We start from the raw sequence: 22,920 nt of genomic DNA, 5'->3' as shown, positions 1-22,920 counted from the left end.
TAAATTAAAGTTAGAAACTAGCGTTAAGGCCACCTGTAATTACGCGTGCCGCCGGGTAGGTTCCCCAATCAATACCTACAGCTCTTACGCCATCGCCTAAGTTATTGCTGTTGCTGTATTGCTCCGGATCAAGCCCCGTGTATTTGGTAAACGTAAGCAGGTTTTGCGCACTTGCAAAAATCCGTACCGATGATAAGCCAAGGCCTTTCAAAACATTCTTCCCTAATTTATAACCAAGCTGAACATTCTTAAGCCTTAAATATGATCCACTTTCCAGGAACCGGGTAGACGGTTGCTTGTTGTTTGTAGCGTCGGACCATGACAATAACGGTAAGGTATTGCTTGTGCCGGGTCCGCTCCAGCTTTGCGTAGCTGCTCTTTCAGTAAGGTTAAAAGGCCTGTAGAAACCCTCAATATCCGTATTGATCTGGTTATAGATCTTGTTGCCGGATACGCCCTGGAAGAATAGGCTAAGGTCGAAGTTTTTGTAAGCAACATTACCTGTAAATCCATAAGTGAATTTAGGGATCGGGCTGCCAACTATGGTTCTGTCGGCATCATTGATAACGCCATCACCGTTAACATCCTTGTACATAACATCACCCGGCCTGATGTTTGGCCCCTGGTAAGCATGTGTAAATACCTGCTGTGCATTCTGGAAGATTCCCTCCTGCTGCAGCAAATAGAACGAACCTATCGGATGCCCTACCTCGGTAAGCGTGGCAAAGTAGTTGTTATCGATGCGACCACCTGCTATCGGCGGTGCGCCATCAAGGGAAATAACCTTATCGGTCAACGTTGCGAAGTTGCCGCTGACACCAAAGCTCCAATCATTATTGATCGTATGCTTGTAGGCCACTTCTAACTCAAAGCCCTGGTCGCGTACTTTGCCGGCATTAACAACCGGGGCTGCTGCACCTCCTGCACTGGTTGGCAATTGTAACGGTAACAACACGTTGTTTGTGTTCTTGATATAATAATCAGCGGTTACCGTAAGGGAATTATTCAAAAATCCGATGTCTAAACCCACGTCTTCCTGTGTGCTTACTTCCCAGCGAATATTTGGATTACCTATCGAATTGATGGTGTATCCCTGGTGAGTAGTGCCGCCAAACGGATAATAACTATTCCCGCTTAAAGTTGATACATACGGATAAGCACTCAAACCTTGTGCGTTACCCACCTGGCCAACGTCAACCCTTAATTTAAGCGACGAGATCGGCTTGATGTTCTTCATGAAATCTTCCTGGTCAATCCTCCAGCCTAACGAACCTGAATAAACCGATTGCGACTGCGCATCTGGATCGAGCTTGGAAGAAGCATCCCAACGGTAGTTGAAACTTGCCAGGTATTTGTTATTGTACTGATAGTTAACACGCCCAAATACAGAAGAATAGGAATAATGAGATTCACCACCTCCGTTTTGCTCGCCGGTGAGGCCGCCATTATCAAGGTATTGAAAAGCTGCAGTCTGGTTTACGTAACCTGTACGCGAACCTGAAAGCCCCTGCTGATCCTGCTTAATAATTTCAGTACCTGCAAGGAAAGTGAATTCATGTTTGTTAATGGTTAGATCATATGTAGCGGTATTCGTCCAGTTATAATTCAGGTCGTTATTATGCGATTGCGCCAGTGAACTCGGTGAATTGAAAGAGCGATCTGCACCATAGGTCGCAAAAAACTGCTTGTAATCGGTTTGGACAAGATCGAGGCCAACGTCTGATCTGATCTTTAATCCCTTAATTGGCGTCAACTCAACAAATGCGTTACCCAATACGGTGTAAGCATAGTTGTTGTCATTAGTCGCGTTCGCTTCCTGTGCCGGGTTTACACCATCTCCAAGAAAATTCCCTAAAACCGGGTCTTGCTTTGGAAGATCGACAAACTGTCCGTTAGGTCCATAAACCGGTGTACCCGGCGTACGAAACAATGCATAGCGGACCACGCTGGCCGCTGCACCAGAATAACCATCTCCCGATGTACCAACCATCCTGTTTTTTGAATAAGCCAGGTTAACATTGGTTCCTATTTTTAAATACTTGGTGATGCTGCTGTTTACAGCAGTACGCAAATTGTAACGACTAAACGACGAATTTTGAATTAAGCCGGTTTGGTTAAATATATTAGCGGAAACAATATAATTCGAACTCTCATTTCCGCCGCTAACAGCTAAGTTAGCATTGGTTATTGGTGCTGGTTTAAGCACTGCTTTTAGCCAGTTTACGTCAGATAAGGTGCTGGCCAAACTATCTGAGATCCGTGGCCTGCCGTCATTTGTAGCAGCGGTGTTGTAAGCGCTTACATACTGCGCATTATTTGCCATTTTTATCAGGTTGTCGGCAGTTTGTACACCTGCATACATACTCAGACTAAGCTTGGATTTTCCCGAAGCGCCATGTTTAGTGGTTATGATCACCACACCACCTGCTGCACGGGCACCATAAATAGCTGCCGATGAGGCATCTTTCAGGATGTTGATGCTTTCAATATCATCAGGCGCAACTTCATTTATACCATCGGTGGTCGGTACGCCGTCAACAATATAAAGCGGATTAACGCCATTGATAGTTCCTAATCCGCGGATATGCACCGAGATAGCATCGCCCGGCGCACCTGTATTTTGGGTTACCGAAACACCAGCTGCTTTACCCTGCAAGATCTGGTCGACCCCGCCAACGGGTATCGCGTTGATGTCCTTGCTGCTGATCACAGACACAGATCCGGTAAGATCCTTTTTCTTTTGTGTGCCGTAGCCTACAACTACTACCTCATTTAGGCTGCCTGCCGCTTCTTTAAGCACAACTTTAATAACTGTGTTGCTGCCAATAGGTACTTCCTGTGTGAGGTAGCCTATGTAGCTTACCAATAGCACCGTATTTTCCGGTACGGTTACTGCAAAGTTTCCGTTTGCATCAGTAACGGCTAAATTTTTACCGTTTTTTATGCCGATGGTAGCGCCAGGCAAAGTTTCGCCCTTTTCGTCGGTAACGGTGCCCGTAACTTTTATATCAGCAATTTGCGGTGCCGATTTAAGCGTTATTACAATAAGTTTTTCTGATAATACCTTGTAAGATAAGCCGGTGTTTAATAAAGCGTTATCTAAAATTTGAGGAACGGTAAGTTCCTTAGCGTCTACGTTTATGGTTTGGCTTGGTATAGCCTGGTTATTGTACAGGAAGGAATAATTACTTTTTCTTTCCAGGAGGTCAAAAAACTTCTCGAGGTTAACATTTTTTACATTAAGATTTAGTTTTTCCTGTGAATGCACCGTTGCAGAAACATGCAAGAGCGTTACCAGGATTAAAACACATGTTAATTTCACGCAGAGTATAATTTTTTTGACAATAGGACGCTTGATGAAAGAACTAAAAGTTTTTTTCATACTTTTGATTTGTTGAGGTTAATAAAATCTAAAAAAGCCTGAGATCCAGCCAGATATTAGGTTAATTGGAATATAGCCGCAATGGAGGAAGTGTTCCCGCACTTCCTTATTTTTTGGCTATCAAATTGGTGATGTAGCCTTTATGTCATATAGTTTCCCTTTCTTCCCGTTAAGTTTATTGGTAACTGGTTAATTACCATATATGTATTTGGTTATCTATTATTTTATAGTGAAATGCCTGCGTATACTGTAAGGCACGCATTACCTCGTTAATATCCTGGTCCTTAAATCTGCCAGTAAACTGCTTATCAACGTATTTACCATTATCAAAAATGATCTTCACATTAAACCAGCGTTCCAGTTGACCGGCCAGTTCTGTAAATCCCTCCTTTTTAAACGTCAGGTAATTGCTCACCCAGGCAGTTTCGTCAATTTCGTTGTTTGGAATTGCAGGTTTAACAGCTCCATTGTTCGCTGTTCCCACAGAATCGGCAACGGGTTGCTTATTTACTATCGTGATTTTTTTGACGATGTTTACTTCAGTGTTTACCCTCACCTTTTCATTTGGGTACAATACTATACCGGCGCCCGGCTTGGCGTCATTTAAAATTTCAACCTTACCTCTTATCAGTGTGGTTTCAATAAAAGCATCAGAATTGTAAGCCTTCACATTAAAGGCTGTACCTAAAACAACCACATTTAGTTTACCGGCATGTACAATAAACGGATGTTCGGCATCATGCTTAACATCAAAATAAGCTTCGCCATTAAGTGTTACTTCGCGCTTGCCACTTTGTGAATAGCCCGTGTATTTAACAGAGGAACCCGAATTAAGCCATACCACTGAACCATCAGGAAGCGTGGATTGAATACGCTTGCCATAATCAGCAACAATCAACTGTGGTGGCTCTATCTTTTTTGATTCAAAAAAGCGAACTGCAAACAGCCCGATTACAAAAAGTGATATGATGGAGGCGGCTATCATCCAGCCTTTATAGTTGCGGTTTGGTAATGGCTCAAGCCTTTGATTGAACAATGAACGTTCGGTAAACTCGTTTTCTGAAAAAATACGGTCGAATTTATCAAGCCCGCGTTCCATCGCCCGGCGCTCGTCTATTGAAGATTCAGGAACTTCCAGCCTTATTTTTTTTAGGTTCTCGTAATCAGCGCGGCGTTCTGGCTCGTTAATAAAAATCGATTCCATTTCCCTGAGTTCAGCAGGAGAAATTTCGCCTGCCAGCGCCCTTGAAATTAAAAGCCATATCCTATCTTCTGATGCCATATGTATAAAGACACAGAAAAAGTAAAATACCCCCAAACCCAACAAACAAATATTTTACAAAAAGCTTTTTAAGCTGATGATTAATATATCGTTAAAATAACACTACCTTTATTTCGCCAATTATAATACTGCAAACTACTATGCAAGTAATACTTAATGAAAAATTTGAGCGGTCTGTTCTTAAAGACGAACTTGTTTTTAAGAACGTGTATCGCCAATATTTTGTTAAGCTTTACAGGTTTTCATTCTCCCTTGTTCATTGCAGGGAATCAGCTGAAGAAATAGTTCATGATGTTTTAATCAACCTTTGGAAAAAACGTAACGATTTTACCGGCATAGAAAATCTTAATACCTACTTATATGTGTCTGTAAAAAACCTGTCCCTTAACTATCTTAGAGACCAGGCTAAACATAACCATGTTGATATTGAGACCATTTATGATGAGTGTAATTTCATTAGTATTGATCCGGAAAGTCTGCTGATAACCAAAGAGCGGGCAGAAAATTTAAACGCGCTGATAAACAACCTGCCTGTAAGGTGCAAAATGATCTTTAATTTGATAAAGATAGATGGCCTGAAGTATAAGGAAGTAGCCTCGTTATTAAATATATCTGCAAAGACTGTGGAAAATCAGCTATCTATAGCGATTAAAAAAATAGCCGAGGCCGTTAAAAGATCCTGATGGAATTAACTGCCAATTTTAAATTGGATCTGCTATATCGTTAGAAAACTAAACCCCGCTATAATGAAACCTTTTAAGCTTTTATCATTACCGCTGCTCTGTGCAGTTATATTTGGTTTTACCATTACCGTAAAGAAAGATCATTGGAAACAACTCTTCAATGGAAGAGACCTGACAGGGTGGGATACCTACATCGGCCCCAATCTCGACGATAACGGCAAGCCAATAACCGGTGAACCCATTGGCTTAAACAACGACCCCAAACATGTTTTCACAATTGTAAAGGACAACAACGAAAACGTGATCCGAATTTCGGGCGAGAACTGGGGTGCCATATCAACCCAAAAGGAATACGAAAATTACCACCTGCAACTGCAGTTTAAATGGGGAGCGCTTTCATGGGGACAAAAAAAAGGTAAAAAGAAGGACAGCGGATTGCTCTACCATTCCGTTGGAAAATATGGCGCCGATTATGGCGCATGGATGCGTTCGCAGGAGTTCCAGGTAGAGGAGGGCAATTGTGGCGATTATTGGGGTGTTGCCGGTGGTTTTGCTGAAATCCCTGTAATTAAAAAATCGGAAACCGATTACGTGTACAGCCCGCAAGGGGTGCTTACCGTATTTAAAGAAGGAAACAAAGAAGGCAGGCACTGCATAAAGGGCGGTGATGCAGAAAATCCATCGGGGCAGTGGAACACTGTCGATCTGTATTGCCATGGCGATACCAGCGTACACGTAATTAATGGGAAGGTGATGATGATATTATACCACAACAAGCAACTGGAAAACGGGCAGGAATTACCGCTTACAAAGGGAAAAATACAAATTCAATCAGAAGGTGCCGAAATTTACTATAAACAAATAAAAATCCAACCGATTGACAAGCTACCTGGTGAACTTTTGAAACAATAAAATCTTATTCAGCTTTTTTTGACGAGTTCCTGATCCTAAGCTCTGTTTTTAAAACAATGGCCTGTGGCTTTTGATGAGTTGATGAATTGTTAAGCCTGCTTAGTAAAACGGTGATCACATTATCGGCTATTTCTACTATCGGCTGGGCAATTGCGGTTACCGGTGTCGCATAGAGCTTAAACACATCATAGTCATCAAACGATATTACGGCTAAATCCGATGGTACTTTAATACCTAAGCTGTTTATCACTTTTAACCCGCATGTTCCCACATGGTTGGTACCAAAAAACACGGCATCCAAATCCTTATGCTCTTCCAAAAACGCTTTGATGGGCTCTATTATAAGCTCCTCATCCTGGTTAAAAACAATCTCTTTTATCACAGGCTTTAAGCCTTTGGCAATTAATGCATCCTTATAGCCCTGGAGCCGTGACAGCATCTGCGTTTGTTTAGATGCGAAGGTAATAAAAGCTATATTTTTATAACCCTGTTCAATAAGATGCAGGGTAGCATTATAGGTACTGAAAAGATTATCAATCTCCACAAAGTCTGTATCAACCTTAGGTAGGTGCCTGTCGAACATAACTACCGGCATTCCGTCTTTTATGAGTGAGGTAACATCGTCTTCTATTCCCTCTGGCGGCGCAATGATATAGCCATCCACATGCCTGTCGCGGAACATGCCGATCAAATCCTGGGTTTTGCGGGTATCATTGTCAGTGCTGCAATAAATTATTTTATAGCCGTTTTTGTAGGCCCTGTCTTCTATAAGCCTTGCTATACTCGCAAAAAACGGGTTGGAAATATCCTCGACCATTAAGCCAATAATGTTTGATTTACCGGTGCGTAAACTCTTCGCCAGCGAATTTGGCTTGTACCCAACTTCCTCTACAAATTTCTGAACCCGCTCAACCAATTCAGGACTTATCCGTTTTTCCTGGGCGCGCCCGTTGAGGATAAATGAAACCGTAGTTTTTGATACATTTAGGCTTTGGGCGATATCAACTATAGATAATTTTTTTTTCACTGGCTATGATATTCATCAAATATAAGGTAATATACTTATTAATTCAGCTTAACAGCAATAGCATTTTACCGTTTTACCTACAAAATAAATCGATTTACTAAATCAAATATAACGGTTTAAGCCATATTTTTATTCAGCCGCGGATACAGGTAGCCAAACGAAAATATTACCGCATAGCAAATAATAGGCAAATAATAAGCGGTGGCTACATTATGGTCAGCAACCCAGCCCATCAGGAACGGGAACAGCCCGCCCCCGACTACGCCCATAACGATAAACGACGAAGCCTGTTCAGTGTGCTTACCCAGATCCTTTAATCCCAAACTAAAAATGGTTGGAAACATAATACTAAAGAAGAAATTAATCATTATCAATGCAACGAATGAAACAATGCCGAAGTTTTGCGCTACAATCAAACACATGATGATGTTGCATACGGCAAAGATCCACAACAGTTTATTTGGTGCGATTGCATAACGCATCAGTAACGTTCCAACTAATCGTCCCAATACCATCATTAACATGCTCAGGCTAAAAAAGTAACTGGCTTTAGACGATGAAAGCCCCATGATATCATGCCCATAATTAATAAAATAAGCCCAGGTACCGCCCTGCGCTGCCACATTAAAAAGCTGCGCTACAGCCGCGAATACGAAATGCTTATGCTGGAATAATTTTTTCTCAACCTTTTCAGCTCCGGCAACGGCGTAAGAATCATTGGCTATAACATGTGGGTCGGCTAATACCGGAACTCTTACAAACGAAAATAAAACAGCGATAACGGCTATTCCAGTACCGATAATTAAATATAAGTTTTTAACGGCCACCAAATCGTTTGAGTGTATATTCCCTTCAGCCAACACAAAATAGCCGCCAACCAGCGGGCCGATTATGCCACCTAATCCGTTAAAAAATTGCGAGAAGTTAATGCGCTGATCGCTGGTACGCTGATCGCCAAGCGAAGCCACAAATGGGTGGGCAACAGTTTCCAGCGTTGCCAGTCCGCAGGCTAATACAAACAGTGCAAACCTAAAGAAACCGAATGATTCAGCATTGGATGCCGGTACAAACAAAAATGCCCCTGCAGCATATAAACTAAGCCCCAGCAATACACCGTTTTTATAACCAAACCGTTTCATAAACAAACCCGCAGGGATCCCCATTACCGCATATGCGCCAAATAGCGATAATTGCACGTAGGCCGACCTGGCTTTGGAGATGTGCAGCACATTCTGAAAATGCTTATTCAATGTATCTCCAAGCGACATGGCTATCCCCCAAAGCAAAAAAAGCAATGTCACAAATAACAGGATCACTACGTATTTGCGTTCGGTAAAATTGGGTTTAGCATCCATTACGGAGTTGGTTAAATAGTTTAAAATTGGAGTCGTAAATTAATTGAAAACTTTTTAAAAAACCGATAGGTTAAGATTGTTTATTTACCTACCATCACCACGAAACTAATTTTTGTTTATCACGATAATAAATTAGTTGTTTTTTGACAGCGAGAATGGTTTGTCGTCTTCGGCAAGTCCGCGGTTTAATGCCGGTTTATTGCTCATTTCAAAATGGAGCACGCCACCGTTCATTATGTCTGCATGGCTGATCCAATTATGTGTATAAGGCTTGCCGTTTAAGGTTGCCGACTGGATATATACATTTTGACTGCTGTTATTATTGGCCTCAACCGTGAATTTCTTTCCATTCTCAAGCGTGATAGTAATTTTTTTAAACAGCGGACTGCCGATAACATACTGATCAGTACCGGGGCAAACACTGTAGATCCCTGCGGCACTCAGCACGTACCACGACGACATTTGTCCCTCGTCTTCATCACCGGGATAGCCGTTTTCAGAAGCATTATACATTTTGTCCATCACCTCGCGCAAATGTTGCTGCGCCTTCCACGGTTGACCTGCATAATTGTACATATACAGTAAGTGATGAATAGGCTCATTACCTTGCGCGTATTGCCCCATGTTAAACTTCGCCATCTCCGTCATTTCATGAATCACGGTGCCATAGCCGCCAACCTTTATGGTGCCGGGTTCGCTGAATACGGAATCAATTTTTGAGGTGAAGTTTTTATCGCCGCCCATCAGGCTAATCAAGCCCTGCACATCCTGGAAAACCGACCACGTCCAATGCCAGGCATTGCCTTCGGTATAAGGGCCGCCCCAGTCCATCGGGTCAAACGGTTCTATCCAATTTCCCTTCTCATCCTTTGCGCGCATAAATCGCGTTTTGGGGTCGAACAGGTTTTTGTAATTATACATTTGCCGGCCAAACACGTTTTCATAAAATTGGTTGCCGGTCGCCTTCGCTAACTGGTAGCCGCAAAAATCATCATAGGCAAATTCAAGTGTCCATGCGCTGGCTCCGAGTGTTTTTGGCGTATATGGCACATAGCCATTTGCAAAATATTCCTTCCAGCCGGGCCTGCCATTGGCGCTGCCCCATGGGCCTTTGTTAGTCGCTTCGTGGTAGTAAGCTTCCAATGCTTTTTTGGGGTCGAATGTCCGAATACCTTTTACCCATGCATCCGTTAACAACGAGATGGAGTGATTCCCCAACATCCCGCCTGTTTCCGCCGGGAACGACCATGCCGGCAACCAGCCGCATTGTTGCTGCGCGTCAAGCAAAGCCTGGCAATATTGCCCTTCCATTTTTGGATGGATGATGGTATTTAAAGGAAATTGCGCCCTGAAGGTATCCCAAAAACCATTATCGGTATACATATAACCATCATGGATCTTCCCATCGTACGGGCTGTAGTAATAGGGCTCGCCCTCTTTATTGTATTCAAAAAACTGGTGCGAAAACAAATTAGCATGATAAAGGCACGAGTAAAAAGTAGCTTTTTGATCTTCTGTCCCGCCTTCAACCTTCATACGCCCCAGCAGGTCATTCCATATCTTATCGGCTGCCTTATGGGTATCATCAAATGTTTTATAGCCGCCTAATTCGGTTTTTAAAGTTAATTCCGCCTGTTCCGGGCTGATGTATGATGAAGCAACTTTAGCAGAGACCGTCTCCCCATCCTTAAATTGAAGATAAGCGCCTATTCCATCACCTTCGGCTGTTAAATTTTTTGCTGATAGCTGATCCTTTTTATTTTCCCAGGTACCGTAATCCTTAAAAGGTTTATCAAAAGCAATCACGAAGTAATTCTTAAAGTTTTGCGGCGCCCAGCGGCAATTGTTTACGTACCCTATTATCTTTCGTTCTTCAGGGATAATCTTCACCATGCTCATTTTGGTGTAACCATCAAGTACAATGTATGAGCCTTTGCCTTTCGGAAAGGTAAAGCGCAAATGTGCGCCGCGCTCGGTTGGGCTCATTTCTGTGGTAATATTGTTATCCAGCTTAACCTTGTAATAGCTCGGTTCGGCTATTTCATTTTCGTGTTTAAATGGTGTTGCACGTTCATTTTCGTTAACCGTTAGCCTTCCAGTTACGGGCATTAGCGAAAACACTGCATAATCATTAACCCATGAGCTGCATTGATGCGATTGCTGAAAACCACGGATGGTATGTTCAAAATACTGGTATTTCCAACCATCGCCGTTTTTGCCGGTTTGCGCCGTCCAGGTGTTCATACCAAATGGCAGCGCCGTTGCCGGATAAGTATTACCATACGAGAATTCGTATTTTGAATTGGTTCCCTGGCGGGTGTTTGCATAGCTAACAAGGTTGCTTTCCTGCGCCATCAGGCAATTAGCCGAAACCAAGGTAACCAGGTATATAAGTAGGTTTTTCTTCATTTTAATTGGTTGGAACAAATTGGTCTGCCAAATCTAATCAGCAAACAAAAATATTAAATAAATCGATTTAGCAAACTCTATATTAAAAATAATACAAAGGCTTAGAAACCGCAACTATTGAAATTTAACCCTGATAAAACGTGGGCGGTACAAATTAGGATGCTTTTCCAGGTCCTTAATAAACTCCACGGAATTGATGTTATAGCTAATCAGCAGTTCACCAGGGGCAGAAAGGCTTGGGTGCGCTTTTGCATTGTAAACCAAATAGGTTTTTTCCTCCAGGTCAGGCTTACAATCCCAAAGTTTGATAATTGGGCCAAATGGGCCGTAAGGGGTCTTCCCTATCCGCATGGCTACGTCGGTACTCATACCATTCACCTGGAAGACAAGCGCATAGCGGCCATCGGGTAATTCTGTTAAACTAAGTTCGTTTGATACATGGTTGGTAACATCGACCACTTTATTAATATCATTGCTCCAGTTTGTTCCATCATAATAGGTCCATTTATCAAAATGCTCAAAGTCCTTTGGTAAAACGCGTGCTACCATTACTTTTTTAGTGAACCCTCTTACGCCATAAACATAAATATAGCCATCTGCCTTAACCGCATGGGCCGCTTTGGTGTTTACAAACACCCCAGCTCCAAATGAGCCACTCTCCCCAGCTTCGTCAGTAAGGTAAAGTGGTGTGTCCATTTGGGATTGATCTGCATAAGGTGGTTTGCTACCATGCGGGATTTTTATTAACGTATTGCCGACTTCCTTAAACCCAAATGCGCCGCCGCTTACATTGCGTACCCGGTAACCGAAAATATAAATATTATTATTCAGTGCCTGGTTTACAAAGCCATCTCCAAGCCAGTAATAATCTGTTTTTTCAGTTTTTGGGGTATTAGGCGAAAAGATAGACCCAGCACCGTCCTTATCATCCTTTTTCCAATAAAAATTAATATTATTTGCTAAAGGTTTGTTACCATCCAGTATCGCTACTGCATTATGGATCATTTTGTAACCCGGCACCATAGTATTATTGCGAATGTTGCCTATCATGCTATCACTGAAAATGAAAAGTACTTTATCTTTTGCCGCTGCGACCCTGTTTTCAACGCCGTTTAATGGAATGGTGTAGATCCCATCACCACCAAACCAACCGGAATTGCGTTTCAAGAGATCGGACCACCCGGGTGCAGGGCTTACAGTAAATTTAATATGCTCCAGGTCGGTGGTATCGCTTTTTTTAGACGCAATCTGCCCGTTTGACGATAAATCAGCCAATAAAACCACAACGACCACAAAAGCAAGCTTCTTAATTATACTCATGTAAAAATCCTTTGATTCCTTTTTATTTTGCGATAGATCACAAATCCAATTCCTATAAATCCACCTATCAGCATCGCAAAGCTGATCCATTCCGCCTGGCTAAAGTTAATGCCTAAAAACCTATATTTTATATTAATTCGAATGGTTTCAATAAAAATTCGTTCAACACCACTTATAATTAAATAGATATAAAACATCAAACCAGCAGCATAAATATACCGTCGTATCGCCCACATAAATATAAACAAAAGCATACAAAGCACAACTTCATAAAACGGTGTCGGGTAAACTCCATTGATCAATTCGTTACAGAAATTCCCAACGCATCCTTTTATTGGCACACCCGCATTTATTTCGTTATGCGGATACTTGAAAGACCACATCCAGTCGGGCAACCATTGTAGCCAATTTGGTTTGGGGTTCATGTTTACTATCCCCCAATCACCGTCGCCGGATAGTTGACAACCAATACGACCTATGGCATAAGCCAGCATCATTCCCGGCGAGCCAATATCCGCCAAATGTGAAAGCTTCATTCCCCTTTTGTAGCAGATGTACAGGTAAGCAAGTGCCCCGAACACTAATCCTCCATAATAGGAAAACCCATTTGCTGAAAAGAGCACGCCCCATGGATCATACTTAAATCTGTCCAGGTGTTCAGCCATATCAAAAAGTTTGGCGCCGATAAACCCCCAAAAGCCAAGGCACAGCGTAAGATAAGGCATCAGTTGATAAGGGTGCACGGTTTTCTCAACCACCACTGGCTTAGGTAAGCGTTGCTTTTGCCTGTCGTACCAGGCCCAGCCTCCAAAAGCAATCCCGCAAATTATCCCGGTCACCAGATTACCGCGCGTTGAAACAATAAACGTTTTAGGATCATACAAAAACAGCTTGTACGCCAGTGCGGCTCCAATTATCTTAAAGCCAAACAGAAAACCAAGCAGCCCGTTAACAAATAATTCTAATGCAGATGCAGGATTACCGATGATTGTCTGTTTTGCAAACGAATGAATTTTCCCATCCTTTTCCTTGCGCTTAAATTCCGAAACAAAAACCTGGAACGAGAAAATAAAGGATAACGCCATAAAAAGCCCGAGGGTTTGAATGGGCAGCGTTATGTGGGTATGCAGCAAATAATTTATAAGGTCTGCAAGGGTTGGAAACATACCTCTAAATTAGGGTAAAAATTTGTCGTTCTGAATGAAGTGAAGAATCTTATGTAGTTGGCTAGTCTGCGTTACACATGGCGCATTCTTGTCGCTTGAATAAGATTCTTCGCTCCCGCTCAGATTGACAAACTGCGCTATTAAAACCCAATCTGCAAGCCTAAATTCACTACGCGTTGGTTAATGTAGGCATCACCCACGGTATTGGTGGCAATTTCCGGATCCTGTTGGTATTTGCTGTAATTATCCCAGGTTACCAGGTTATAAGCACTCATGTAAATACGGGCGTTACTAATATGGAACGGCAGCATCTTCGATGGAAACTGGTAACCAATATCAACCGTTTTTAACCTTACATAATAGGCGTTTATCAACCAGTAGTCAGATGGATATGCCGACGGGCTGTCAACTGTTCCCGGTACAGATGTTAACCGCGGAAACTCCGCAGTTGCTGCGGTGGCAGGTGTCCATCTTTTTAAATCAATTGGCTGAAACTGGCTCTGGAAAGGTTCAATTGCGGTGCCTGATAATATAAAGCTATAGTTGAACGCTCCCTGGAACAATGCCGTAATGCTGAATCCTTTGTAAACAATACCAACTGATAACCCAAGCGTTGTATTTGCCAGGTTTGGGTTACCGATAGCACGCTGATCATACACGTTGATCACGCCATCGCCATTCAAATCCTGGTATCTTAAGTCGCCCGGTTGCAACGGTAAGCCGTTATCGGGAATTGCAATTGGGTTACCTACGTTAGTTCCCTGGTGCGATGCCTTCCAGTTTGCAATTTCTGTTACATCTGCAGCAGTATAGTATCCAAGGTAATGGTAGCCAAACGGTTGGTTTATCGGGTGACCGGTACGCAATAACCAGGGATATGCCGGAGTTGATTCACTTTCGTACAGGATCTTGTTTTTTGCATACGAAAATACAAATGCAGTGTTGTATTGAACCTCTCCAATGGTATTATGATAACTAATCTGCCCGTCAAACCCCTGGTTTTGAACGCGACCTATATTAATTGCAGGAAGCCCCACGCCTAATAGCTCGCTGATACCCCCCGGGGTGATCAATTGATCATATCTCACATCATGAAAAACATCGATTGTAGCAGAAAGCTTGTCATTCAAAAAGTTCATATCAATCCCGATATCCGCTTTTCTGTTCTTCTCCCAAACCACATTGTCATTACCCAGCGAGCCTTCATAAATGGTAGTGTAGTTTTGCGGACTTTCGCCAAAGTTGTAGCCTCCACCCTTGTTATAATTTTGCGTATAAACATAACGGTTACCGGGTGCTGCATCCGACCCAACCAATCCAAATGAACCCCTGATTTTAAACAGGCTAAATGTAGGGAAGGCTTCTTTAAAGAATTTCTCCTTCGCCATGTTATAACCTACACCAAGTGCAGGGAAGAAACCGTAGCGGTGTGCTGCTGAGAAGCGATCGGTACCGTTATACGCAACGTTTAAGTCGATCAAATATTTGCCATCGTAATCATACCCGGCCTTGCCGCTGATCCCGCGGAATTTTTGCGGAACGCCAACATCAGCAGAGCCAAGCGTTGGATTGCCGTTACCATCCGCAGCTGCATATGGTGTGTATGACTGCTGGTTCAACAATAATAAACCGGTATAATGATTTTTCCCAAAAGACCGCTCGTAATTTGAAAAGAGCTGTATGTTTAAGTTGGTGTTATAAATATTGGTGTTTCCGAAATATATATAAGTGCCAAACACATAAGGAGCATTTGGTTTTAATGAATAACTATTGGTTACCGGATCGTAATGATAGGACGGATAATTGCCGAAGTTACTAACCCCCCTTGAAAACTGATCGGTACTTGCATAAGCTACGCGGGCAGTAACTGATAACCCCTGTGTTATATTGTCCAGTTTTTGAACTGCACCAAATAACGTATTGAAATCAGTACGCCTGAAATGCTGATAACCATCTCCGGCCAGCCTGGCATTTAAGGTTGGCAGTGCCCCCGGCGTAAACTTTGAATAGTTATAAGCAAAGCTGCCATTTGGATTGATAAACGGCGCCGAAAACGGAGTTTCCTGTGTAAAGTTATAAATCCCGTTTATGGCATTTTCAGAACCCGGTTGGTTGATATCCGAAAAACGGGTGGTAATATCCAAACGCAGATCCAATGTTTTATTAGCCTTCAAATCCAAATTCGAACGGAAGTTGTAGCGTTTAAAATAGTAATTGGTATTTACCTGGTCGGTTGGGTCTTCAAAATCCCTATTCAAACCATTTTGAGAAAGCGCACCGCCAGAGATAAAATATTTAATTGTGTTATTACCGCCTGATATATCAAGGTTCGTATTTGCCTGGTATGAGTATTTTTTAAAGATCTTGTTATACCAGTCAACATTAGGGTGTCCGTAAGGGTCGCTGCCGTTTTGAAACAAGTTCAAATCGTTTTGTGAAAACGTTGGCACCAGCCCGTCATTGATCTGCGCCTCATTGATCAATTGCGCTGTTTGGTATGAGTCAAGAAATTTCGGTGTGATGGTCGGATTTTGCAGGCCGCCCTCAACCCTGAGGTTAATTTTAGGTGTGCCTGATTTACCACGGCGGGTTGTTACCACCAATACGCCGTTCGCTCCTTTTATACCATAAATAGCTGTTGTTGACGCGTCTTTTAAGATAGTGATATTTTCAATTTCGTTTACGTTGATCTGCTGCAATTGATCGTAGCTGTACTCAATATCATCAACCAAAATGAGCGGCTGATTTCCATTTGCATTCAATGAGCTGATACCCCTGATAAAAAAATCGGAAGCATCCTTACCAGGCTGACCTGAAGATTGCTGCGCAAAAAAGCCCGGCAATTTGCCCATTAATGCATTTTGAACGTTAGCAGTTGGTACCGTACGGATCTCGGAAGCAGAAATGGTGCTTGAGGCGCCTGTACTGGTGATACGTTTTGATGGGGTAAAACCTACAATGGTTACCTCGTCCAAACCGTTGCTGTTAGCCTGTAAGGTAACGTCAACCGATTTTTTACCGCCAACGTTGATCTCCTGGCTCACATAGCCGATAAACCTTACGATGATAATATTGGAGGTGCCTTTTAATGTCAATTTAAAGTGCCCGTTATTCTCGGTCACCGTGCCATTGTTGACTACGCCCTTCTCAATTACCGCAGCACCCGGAAGTGTTCCCCCCAAATCTTTAACCGTACCCGTTATTTCCCTGCTTTGCGCAAGTAATATACCAGGCAGCAGCATTAATATAAGTTGAAAGAAAAGTATTATTCTTTTCATAATGTCGTGATTAATTGGTTAATGTGAATTTTAACTACCATCCGGGATTTTGTTTCATATTTGGGTTCTTCAACACTTCATCGTATGGTACCGGGTACAAATACATTTTAGGTGCTACAAACTTTGTGGTGAGTACATTCACTGTGTTATAAGTGAATGAGCCGCCTGACTGGAAAACTGATTCTCCCTTGCGTGGCTGGTTCATTATGGCATCGGCAATTTTCCATCTGCGGATGTCAAAGTACCTGCTTTCCTCAAACGCAAGTTCAATTCGCCTTTCATTCTGGATTACTGTACGCATATCGGCCTGGCTTAAGTTTGCTTTAAGGCCGTAATGCCCATCTGCTCCGGGAGCAATACCCGCACGTAGTCTTAATTTATACAAGGCGTCGTAAACGTCGCCTTGAGCAGAAGTTGTGGTTTCATTCTCTGCCTCTGCATAGTTTAATAAAATCTCGGCGTAGCGAAATATTACCCAATCCTCGCTATGTGAGCTATATGAATTTGTACTTTCAAAATTTCCCATAAACTTACGGGCATAATAGCTGGTAAGAGTTTGTTGAAGGCCGTTATTTGGCTTACTTTGCCCGCCTTCATAGGTTGCCAGCGTGGTATTCAACCACTGCGACCCATTGTGCAATGTGGTGTATGACAAACGCGGATCGCGGTTTAAATAAGGTTGATCAGGATTGTAACCAGATGTTGGATCGGTAATTGGTAACCCATTTGCCATTGGATATGCTTCCGCAAGTTCTTCTGTGGGGCTTGTTCTGCCCAATGCGTTTGCAGCGGGAAAGCCTACCGGGCCATTAGCACTTTCAACTGAATTGCCATTATCGCCCTGGCGGATGAAGATCACCTCCGAATTATTTTGCGTAAGGAAAACATCCGTAAAGCTATTGTCAAGCGAATAAGCACCGAGGTCCATAACGTCCTTTGCGGCGGCGGCAGCCTGTTTCCAGCGATCTGCATTATTGCTCGAATAGCCTGTAAGTGGGTTTGATCCATCAATATTACCACCGTTAAAAAGTGGACTTGCTGCATACAACAAAACACGCGACTTTAAGGCCATAGCTGCCCCCTGCGTGGCCCTGCCGTAATACGCATTTGCTGATATGATTGGCGAAGTAAGCATCGAACCTTTTATCGCATCGCACTCGCTTACTATGTATTTGACGCAATCATCAAACGAGTTACGCGGTAGGGCTATATTATCGGTAAGCCCATAAACCTTGTCGCCCAATAATGGTACGCCACCGTAACGCTTTACCAGTTCGAAGTAAAAGTATGCACGTAAAAACCTCGCTTCGGCCTTCCATGCATACTTCATGGATACGCCGTTATACGTTTGCTGAACAGGTACTATGTCGATATTATTGACAAATTCGTTCACCATTCTTATTCCCGCCCAATAGCTTTTAGAGCCCGACCACACATTTTCGTCTGCAGGCATAGTAAATGAGTTGTAGGTTGCAGTAGCAAGTATGGTAACCGAGTTACTGCTTGACGCTGCCGATGATACGGCATCGTCGCTCGCAGCATCCAGGTAATCTCCTCCAACTGCGTTCCGTCCGTTCCGCAGCAACGCATAAATTGAATTTAAGTATTGGTGCGCATTGGTGCCTAATGAGTCATATTTATCAAACACAATATTAATTGGCACTTTGTCAACAGGAAATTGCTCATACTTTTTACACGCGCTAAAAGCCAGCAGCAGTAAAACCAGTCCTATTATATTTTTGTAATTCTTCATAATTTCAAATTTTTACCGATCAACAATTAAAGCTTAACACTTACCCCTGCGTTTATTACCCTTTGAATAGGATATGGATTAGGATTCAACGGATTTCCAAAATAAACTTCCGGATCGATGCCCTTAAAGCTGGATAGCGTTGCCAGGTTCTCTCCGTTTACAAAAACTCTTATGCTTGATAATCTTAATTTTTTGCTTACGCTGTATGGCAATGTATAACCAACCTCTGCATTCTTAAGTCTCATGTAATTTCCTGATCTTATCCAGAATGATGAAGTTGCGGTATTGTTAGCGTTACCTAAAGACAGCCTTGGTAGTTGGGCGGTGTTAGCAGTCTCAGGCGTCCACCGGGTGGTCAGTCCTTCATATCCCTGGCCTACGTATTGATTACCAAATATTCCCAGGCCATTAAAGCCCGAAAACTGGTTATCATTTATGCTGATCTGTCTGTTGGTTACACCCTGAACTATGGCGCTGAAGCTAAAGCCTTTGTAATTAAAACCAATTGTTGTCCCAAAAAATATCAGCGGCTTTGTGCCGGCTATAGGCGATTGATCAAATTGATTGATAACACCGTCGTTATTTAAGTCCTTATACCGAATGTCTCCGGCAACTGGTGTGTAACCAACAGTTGTTGGTGATGACGCTGCTTCCTGTGCAGTCTTGAAAAAACCAAGAGCGGTATAGCCGAAAACGGTACCCACAGGCTGACCTGTGCGTTTTACCCACGGATATGGCAATGGTTCCTCATCTGAGAATAATACCTTCGACGATTGGATTGACACGTTGCCGGTAACGAAGTAATTAAAATTATTAACATGATTGGAGTACGTTAACGATAACTCGAAGCCCTTGTACAGGTTAATTCCCAGGTTTTCGAAAGGATAATTAGTACCAAGCAGCGCAATACTGTTACCACGCTGTTGCAGCAAGTCATAATACTTATCGTGATAATAATCGGCTGTAATTTTAAGGCGTTCCTTAAATAGCGATATATCTGCGCCTATGTTAAACTTATGAGCATTTTCCCAGCTAATGTTCGGGTTGGCCAGCGGGTCGGCTATATAGCCGAATCCCAGGCTTCGGTCAGTTCCCTGCGGATAAGCTCCGTATACTGAACTGTAAGTTTGCGTATATTGAAAATAACCGTAATTATCAATGTTGGCATTCCCTGTTTTTCCATAGGTAGCCCGCCATTTCCATGAGTCTATCCAGCTAAAATTATCCTTTATAAAATCTTCCTTCCCCATCTGCCAGCCTATCCCTCCGGCATAAAACCAACCGAACTGATGACCAGGCGGGTAACGGTTATAACCGCTATTGTTGACCGCGCCTTCAATAAAGTACTTTTCGTCATAATTATACCCGGCCTTAAGCGCCCTGTTTGAGGCGGTCGTGCTTAAGTCGTATGTTAACGATACCGTCTTCACATCAGCAAGCAACATTGCTGATACATTATTTTTACCAAATTGCCTGTCGTAATTAAGACCGCCTTGCCCAAAGGAATAGCGCGCGCTGGTAACAGTATGAAATTCATTGCTTTCAGGAACTGTGGCGCCAACTGCGGCATAGCTGCTGTCTTTAACGGAGTACTGATATCCCTGATTTTGCAGGTTACGGGTAACAGCTGTTTGCGACTCGATAGACAAATTTCCCTTAGCCTTAAATGATAATCCCTTTACAAAACTGCTTAAATCATAATTCAAATCCAGGTTGGCCAATACATCATGGCTGTTGGATTGAACGTAGCCGGAATATTCTGTTTGAGATAACAGGTTATTGCTGTAAAACGCAGTGCCCCCAAAAGAGCCGTTCGGGTTATATACCGGGTAGGCATTATTGGGCGTACTATAAATTTGATTCAAAATATTGCTGTAACCGGCCCCTGGTTCAGTTCCGTTCTGAATACGTCCAAACAATTGCAGCTCAACTTTGAATTTTTTAGTTACATCAACACTCAGGTTCGAGTTGATAATATACCTGCTCAAATCATTGTTGGTGTTGTACGGGATAGAATTGGCTGTTTTGAAGATCCCGCCCTGATCTAACGAATTTAATGCGATGGTATAGCGGGCTGTTTCAGTTCCGCCGCTAATATTTAGCTTATAGCTGGTCATCGGCGAATACTCATTCAATAATGTTTTGAACCAGTTAACATCCGGGTGCCCGAATGGGTCTGTATGATTGCGGTAGGCTGTGAAATCCGCAGGAGAGTAAATGGGAGGCTTATTGTCGTTTTGCAATGCCTCGTTATACAAATAAGCATATTGATAGGCCGGCAATGGCGTTGGCAATCCCAACGATTGCTGTACGCCGGTTTGGGCGGTAAACGAAATGCGTGGCGCTCCGGCCCGTCCCTTCTTGGTGGTTACCAGCAAGATCCCGTTCGAACTGTTAATACCAAGCAATATATTTGATAACGCATCCTTTAAAACCGATACCGATTCAATGCTTTCAGGATCGATCGAAGACAATTCGCGCTGTACACCATCAATAATGGTAATTACACCTTGCCCGCGAATTTTCATACTTATTTCAGTATTATCATTAGGAACCACATTATGGCTGGTTACTACGTTGGTAAATATGCCGCTTTGTGTTTGAATGGCTGTTTGTGCCGATGTGAAGCCGCTATATTGCTGAGTATATAAACCAGGCAGCTGGCCCGGCAATGCATAAACATACATTGAAGCCGGAGTTGTAGTAAGCTGGTTGGTGTATATGGTTGATACGGCGCCCAGTGAGTTTTCCTGCTTTACTGTACCATATAAAATATCAATGTTTTTTGGCGACTGCAGGTAAGTATCCAACAATCGTACAGTCAAATCAGCACCGTCGGCTACCTTTACTTCCATAACATTATGGTTTGGATAGGTAAATACCAATATGCTGCCCGTGCCTGCTTTTATTTCAAAGCTGCCTTTAGCATCAGTGGCAGCGGTTATCGTAGTTTGTTTTACGGTAACCACAGCTCCTTTTAAAGGGCGTGCATCCTGGTCTATTACAGTACCGGTTACCATTCCGGGGGTTTTAACTGCCGTATGCACGGTTGTATCCTGCACAACGGCAAAGCTGGTTTTCACCAGGAACAGCATCAGTATGATGAATCCCGTAACGCATTTTTTTGAGTAGCAATAAGCCATAGTTTCAGTTTTAAATTGTTGGCGAAAAATTGAAAACATATTTTAGTACCTGCATAGCAACCCTAACCTTATATTAAAAAGGAGGTTAAAACTTTATAATTTAAGGGGTATGCACTGCCTGCAATGCAATAGTTATCTCTTCATGGTTTATGTTATTTACACTTAAATGTATAGGTGAACGGTGATGCCGTATTTCCATACCCCACTTTTATATTCCCCGTCGCGTCCGTTATGTAGTAGGTCATGTTCGTGAGCGTTTGTGCGTCCGTTATTCCAAAAAACTTTCGCGGCCAAATGGTTATCTTGTACCTGTTGCTGTTGGAGGTTGTTTGCGTAAGCTTTGTTTTGGCAGTCTGCTCGCAAACCGTAATTGATTTTCCATCGGCTGTATTTCCGGTTGCACACAGGTACACCGCAGCCGGATTTTTCAGGTCTGTATCTGCAACTGTTCCATCGTAAGTAATGGTAATAAAGTCGTTGTCGAGGGCTTTAGGCGGGTCGTAGCTGGTAAGTTGCGGGTTACAAAAATCTACGATGTCGCCGGGGCCACCTGTTAACTGAAAGCAGGGAGTGATCATTTCCGCAAAATATTCATATTTAACACCGGGGTCTTTATCGATAGAACCATCGGGATCATGTAGCCCGTCGCTCGTCTCTGCAACTGCATAACCCAGCTTGCACAATGTGTTATTACCATCGGCACCCATTTTCATATCGATAGTTAATTTTACGGATATATCCCCGCCATTACTTGTCACAACACTCACATCCGACTGATAAACTACCCACTCCATATCATCAATAAGGTTGCCGCCAATACCAAACTTTTTCTTCATAGCTGCAGACCAACTCAGGCCATTGCTCTGGGGCTCAATAGCAGCAGGATCCATAAGCTTCATGTTACCGATGCCTGAAGTAGCCGTACTTGTGTAAGTGATTTTTGCGTTTTGAGCCGTCGCCCAGCCTTTGGGGGCAAGGAAACCGAACACCAGGCTTTGGGTTTTGGATTGGTAGATGTTGTGATAGGTAAATTGAACTTTTATTGTTGTATTGGCACCAACAACCGCAGTATCGGGCTGATCGACAGTAAAATTGATAAGACTGCAGCAGGTAATTATGATTGCCATAATTATCGCAGCACACATCCCCCATAAGATGCGCCCTTTTATATTAATGTGTAAAAATGATCTCATATATATTTTTTTAGCTT

13 protein-coding genes are annotated in these 22,920 nt (G+C 42.8%); 2 read left to right on the top strand and 11 right to left on the bottom strand.

Annotated features, from left to right (window positions below; genetic code table 11):
* Positions 1 to 10: 10 nt before the first annotated feature.
* Together KXD93_RS18130 and KXD93_RS18125 are read right to left on the bottom strand one after the other, a co-directional pair.
* The gene (locus tag KXD93_RS18130; RefSeq protein ID WP_258138748.1) at positions 11 to 3,322 is read right to left on the bottom strand and encodes a SusC/RagA family TonB-linked outer membrane protein; all 3,312 of its coding nucleotides are present in this window, start codon (positions 3,320 to 3,322) and stop codon (positions 11 to 13) included.
* 253 nt (positions 3,323 to 3,575) lie between these two features.
* Positions 3,576 to 4,664 carry a FecR family protein gene (locus KXD93_RS18125; RefSeq protein WP_258138747.1) on the bottom strand — a complete coding sequence of 363 codons (1,089 nt, stop codon included), beginning with the start codon at positions 4,662 to 4,664 and terminating at the stop codon, positions 3,576 to 3,578.
* A gap of 140 nt (positions 4,665 to 4,804) precedes the next feature.
* Between KXD93_RS18125 and KXD93_RS18120 the strand changes: the two genes are divergently transcribed.
* Together KXD93_RS18120 and KXD93_RS18115 are read left to right on the top strand one after the other, a co-directional pair.
* Positions 4,805 to 5,347 carry an RNA polymerase sigma factor gene (locus KXD93_RS18120; RefSeq protein WP_258138746.1) on the top strand — a complete coding sequence of 181 codons (543 nt, stop codon included), beginning with the start codon at positions 4,805 to 4,807 and terminating at the stop codon, positions 5,345 to 5,347.
* A gap of 63 nt (positions 5,348 to 5,410) precedes the next feature.
* Entirely contained in the window at positions 5,411 to 6,259 is an 849-nt protein-coding gene (locus KXD93_RS18115; RefSeq protein ID WP_258138745.1) for a 3-keto-disaccharide hydrolase, read from the top strand.
* Positions 6,260 to 6,263: 4 nt separating this feature from the next.
* On the opposite strand, the gene KXD93_RS18110 is transcribed toward KXD93_RS18115, so the two are convergent.
* The 9 genes from KXD93_RS18110 to KXD93_RS18070 all read right to left on the bottom strand — a co-directional run bounded on the left by KXD93_RS18110 (position 6,264) and on the right by KXD93_RS18070 (position 22,903).
* On the bottom strand, positions 6,264 to 7,286 hold the full coding sequence (locus KXD93_RS18110) for a LacI family DNA-binding transcriptional regulator (protein WP_258138743.1): 1,023 nt from the start codon (positions 7,284 to 7,286) through the stop codon (positions 6,264 to 6,266).
* Positions 7,287 to 7,402: 116 nt separating this feature from the next.
* Positions 7,403 to 8,641, bottom strand: coding sequence for a sugar MFS transporter (locus tag KXD93_RS18105; RefSeq protein ID WP_258138742.1), 1,239 nt, complete (start codon positions 8,639 to 8,641; stop codon positions 7,403 to 7,405).
* 132 nt (positions 8,642 to 8,773) lie between these two features.
* The gene (locus tag KXD93_RS18100; RefSeq protein ID WP_258138740.1) at positions 8,774 to 11,050 is read right to left on the bottom strand and encodes a GH92 family glycosyl hydrolase; all 2,277 of its coding nucleotides are present in this window, start codon (positions 11,048 to 11,050) and stop codon (positions 8,774 to 8,776) included.
* A gap of 114 nt (positions 11,051 to 11,164) precedes the next feature.
* Positions 11,165 to 12,370 carry a DUF5005 domain-containing protein gene (locus KXD93_RS18095; protein WP_258138738.1) on the bottom strand — a complete coding sequence of 402 codons (1,206 nt, stop codon included), beginning with the start codon at positions 12,368 to 12,370 and terminating at the stop codon, positions 11,165 to 11,167.
* On the bottom strand, positions 12,367 to 13,536 hold the full coding sequence (locus tag KXD93_RS18090; protein ID WP_258138736.1) for a prolipoprotein diacylglyceryl transferase: 1,170 nt from the start codon (positions 13,534 to 13,536) through the stop codon (positions 12,367 to 12,369). Before KXD93_RS18090 ends, KXD93_RS18095 begins: the two co-directional genes overlap by 4 nt.
* A gap of 140 nt (positions 13,537 to 13,676) precedes the next feature.
* Positions 13,677 to 16,814 (bottom strand): SusC/RagA family TonB-linked outer membrane protein, encoded by a 3,138-nt coding sequence (locus KXD93_RS18085; protein ID WP_258138735.1) that lies wholly within the window; start codon positions 16,812 to 16,814, stop codon positions 13,677 to 13,679.
* A 34-nt stretch (positions 16,815 to 16,848) separates the two neighbouring features.
* The gene (locus tag KXD93_RS18080) at positions 16,849 to 18,567 is read right to left on the bottom strand and encodes a RagB/SusD family nutrient uptake outer membrane protein (RefSeq protein ID WP_258138734.1); all 1,719 of its coding nucleotides are present in this window, start codon (positions 18,565 to 18,567) and stop codon (positions 16,849 to 16,851) included.
* Positions 18,568 to 18,593: 26 nt separating this feature from the next.
* Positions 18,594 to 21,710, bottom strand: coding sequence for a SusC/RagA family TonB-linked outer membrane protein (locus KXD93_RS18075; RefSeq protein ID WP_258138733.1), 3,117 nt, complete (start codon positions 21,708 to 21,710; stop codon positions 18,594 to 18,596).
* 152 nt (positions 21,711 to 21,862) lie between these two features.
* Positions 21,863 to 22,903, bottom strand: a complete 1,041-nt coding sequence (locus KXD93_RS18070) for a DUF4961 domain-containing protein (protein WP_258138732.1) — start codon at positions 22,901 to 22,903, stop codon at positions 21,863 to 21,865.
* Positions 22,904 to 22,920 lie beyond the last annotated feature (17 nt).

This window comes from Mucilaginibacter phenanthrenivorans (genome assembly GCF_024721155.1).
Classification (GTDB): Bacteria; Bacteroidota; Bacteroidia; order Sphingobacteriales; family Sphingobacteriaceae; genus Mucilaginibacter; species Mucilaginibacter phenanthrenivorans.
The sequence above is the reverse complement of the archived record's forward strand: the minus strand, read 5'-3'. Positions and strand labels throughout refer to the sequence as shown.

Excerpts from the sequence above, each read along its gene's own strand:
- KXD93_RS18125 (WP_258138747.1), bottom strand. The coding sequence starts at position 4,664 with ATGGCATCAGAAGATAGGATATGGCTTTTAATTTCAAGGGCGCTGGCA.
- KXD93_RS18120 (WP_258138746.1), top strand. The coding sequence starts at position 4,805 with ATGCAAGTAATACTTAATGAAAAATTTGAGCGGTCTGTTCTTAAAGAC.
- KXD93_RS18115 (WP_258138745.1), top strand. The coding sequence starts at position 5,411 with ATGAAACCTTTTAAGCTTTTATCATTACCGCTGCTCTGTGCAGTTATA.
- KXD93_RS18105 (WP_258138742.1), bottom strand. The coding sequence starts at position 8,641 with ATGGATGCTAAACCCAATTTTACCGAACGCAAATACGTAGTGATCCTG.
- KXD93_RS18100 (WP_258138740.1), bottom strand. The coding sequence starts at position 11,050 with ATGAAGAAAAACCTACTTATATACCTGGTTACCTTGGTTTCGGCTAAT.
- KXD93_RS18095 (WP_258138738.1), bottom strand. The coding sequence starts at position 12,370 with ATGAGTATAATTAAGAAGCTTGCTTTTGTGGTCGTTGTGGTTTTATTG.
- KXD93_RS18090 (WP_258138736.1), bottom strand. The coding sequence starts at position 13,536 with ATGTTTCCAACCCTTGCAGACCTTATAAATTATTTGCTGCATACCCAC.
- KXD93_RS18085 (WP_258138735.1), bottom strand. The coding sequence starts at position 16,814 with ATGAAAAGAATAATACTTTTCTTTCAACTTATATTAATGCTGCTGCCT.
- KXD93_RS18080 (WP_258138734.1), bottom strand. The coding sequence starts at position 18,567 with ATGAAGAATTACAAAAATATAATAGGACTGGTTTTACTGCTGCTGGCT.
- KXD93_RS18075 (WP_258138733.1), bottom strand. The coding sequence starts at position 21,710 with ATGGCTTATTGCTACTCAAAAAAATGCGTTACGGGATTCATCATACTG.
- KXD93_RS18070 (WP_258138732.1), bottom strand. The coding sequence starts at position 22,903 with ATGAGATCATTTTTACACATTAATATAAAAGGGCGCATCTTATGGGGG.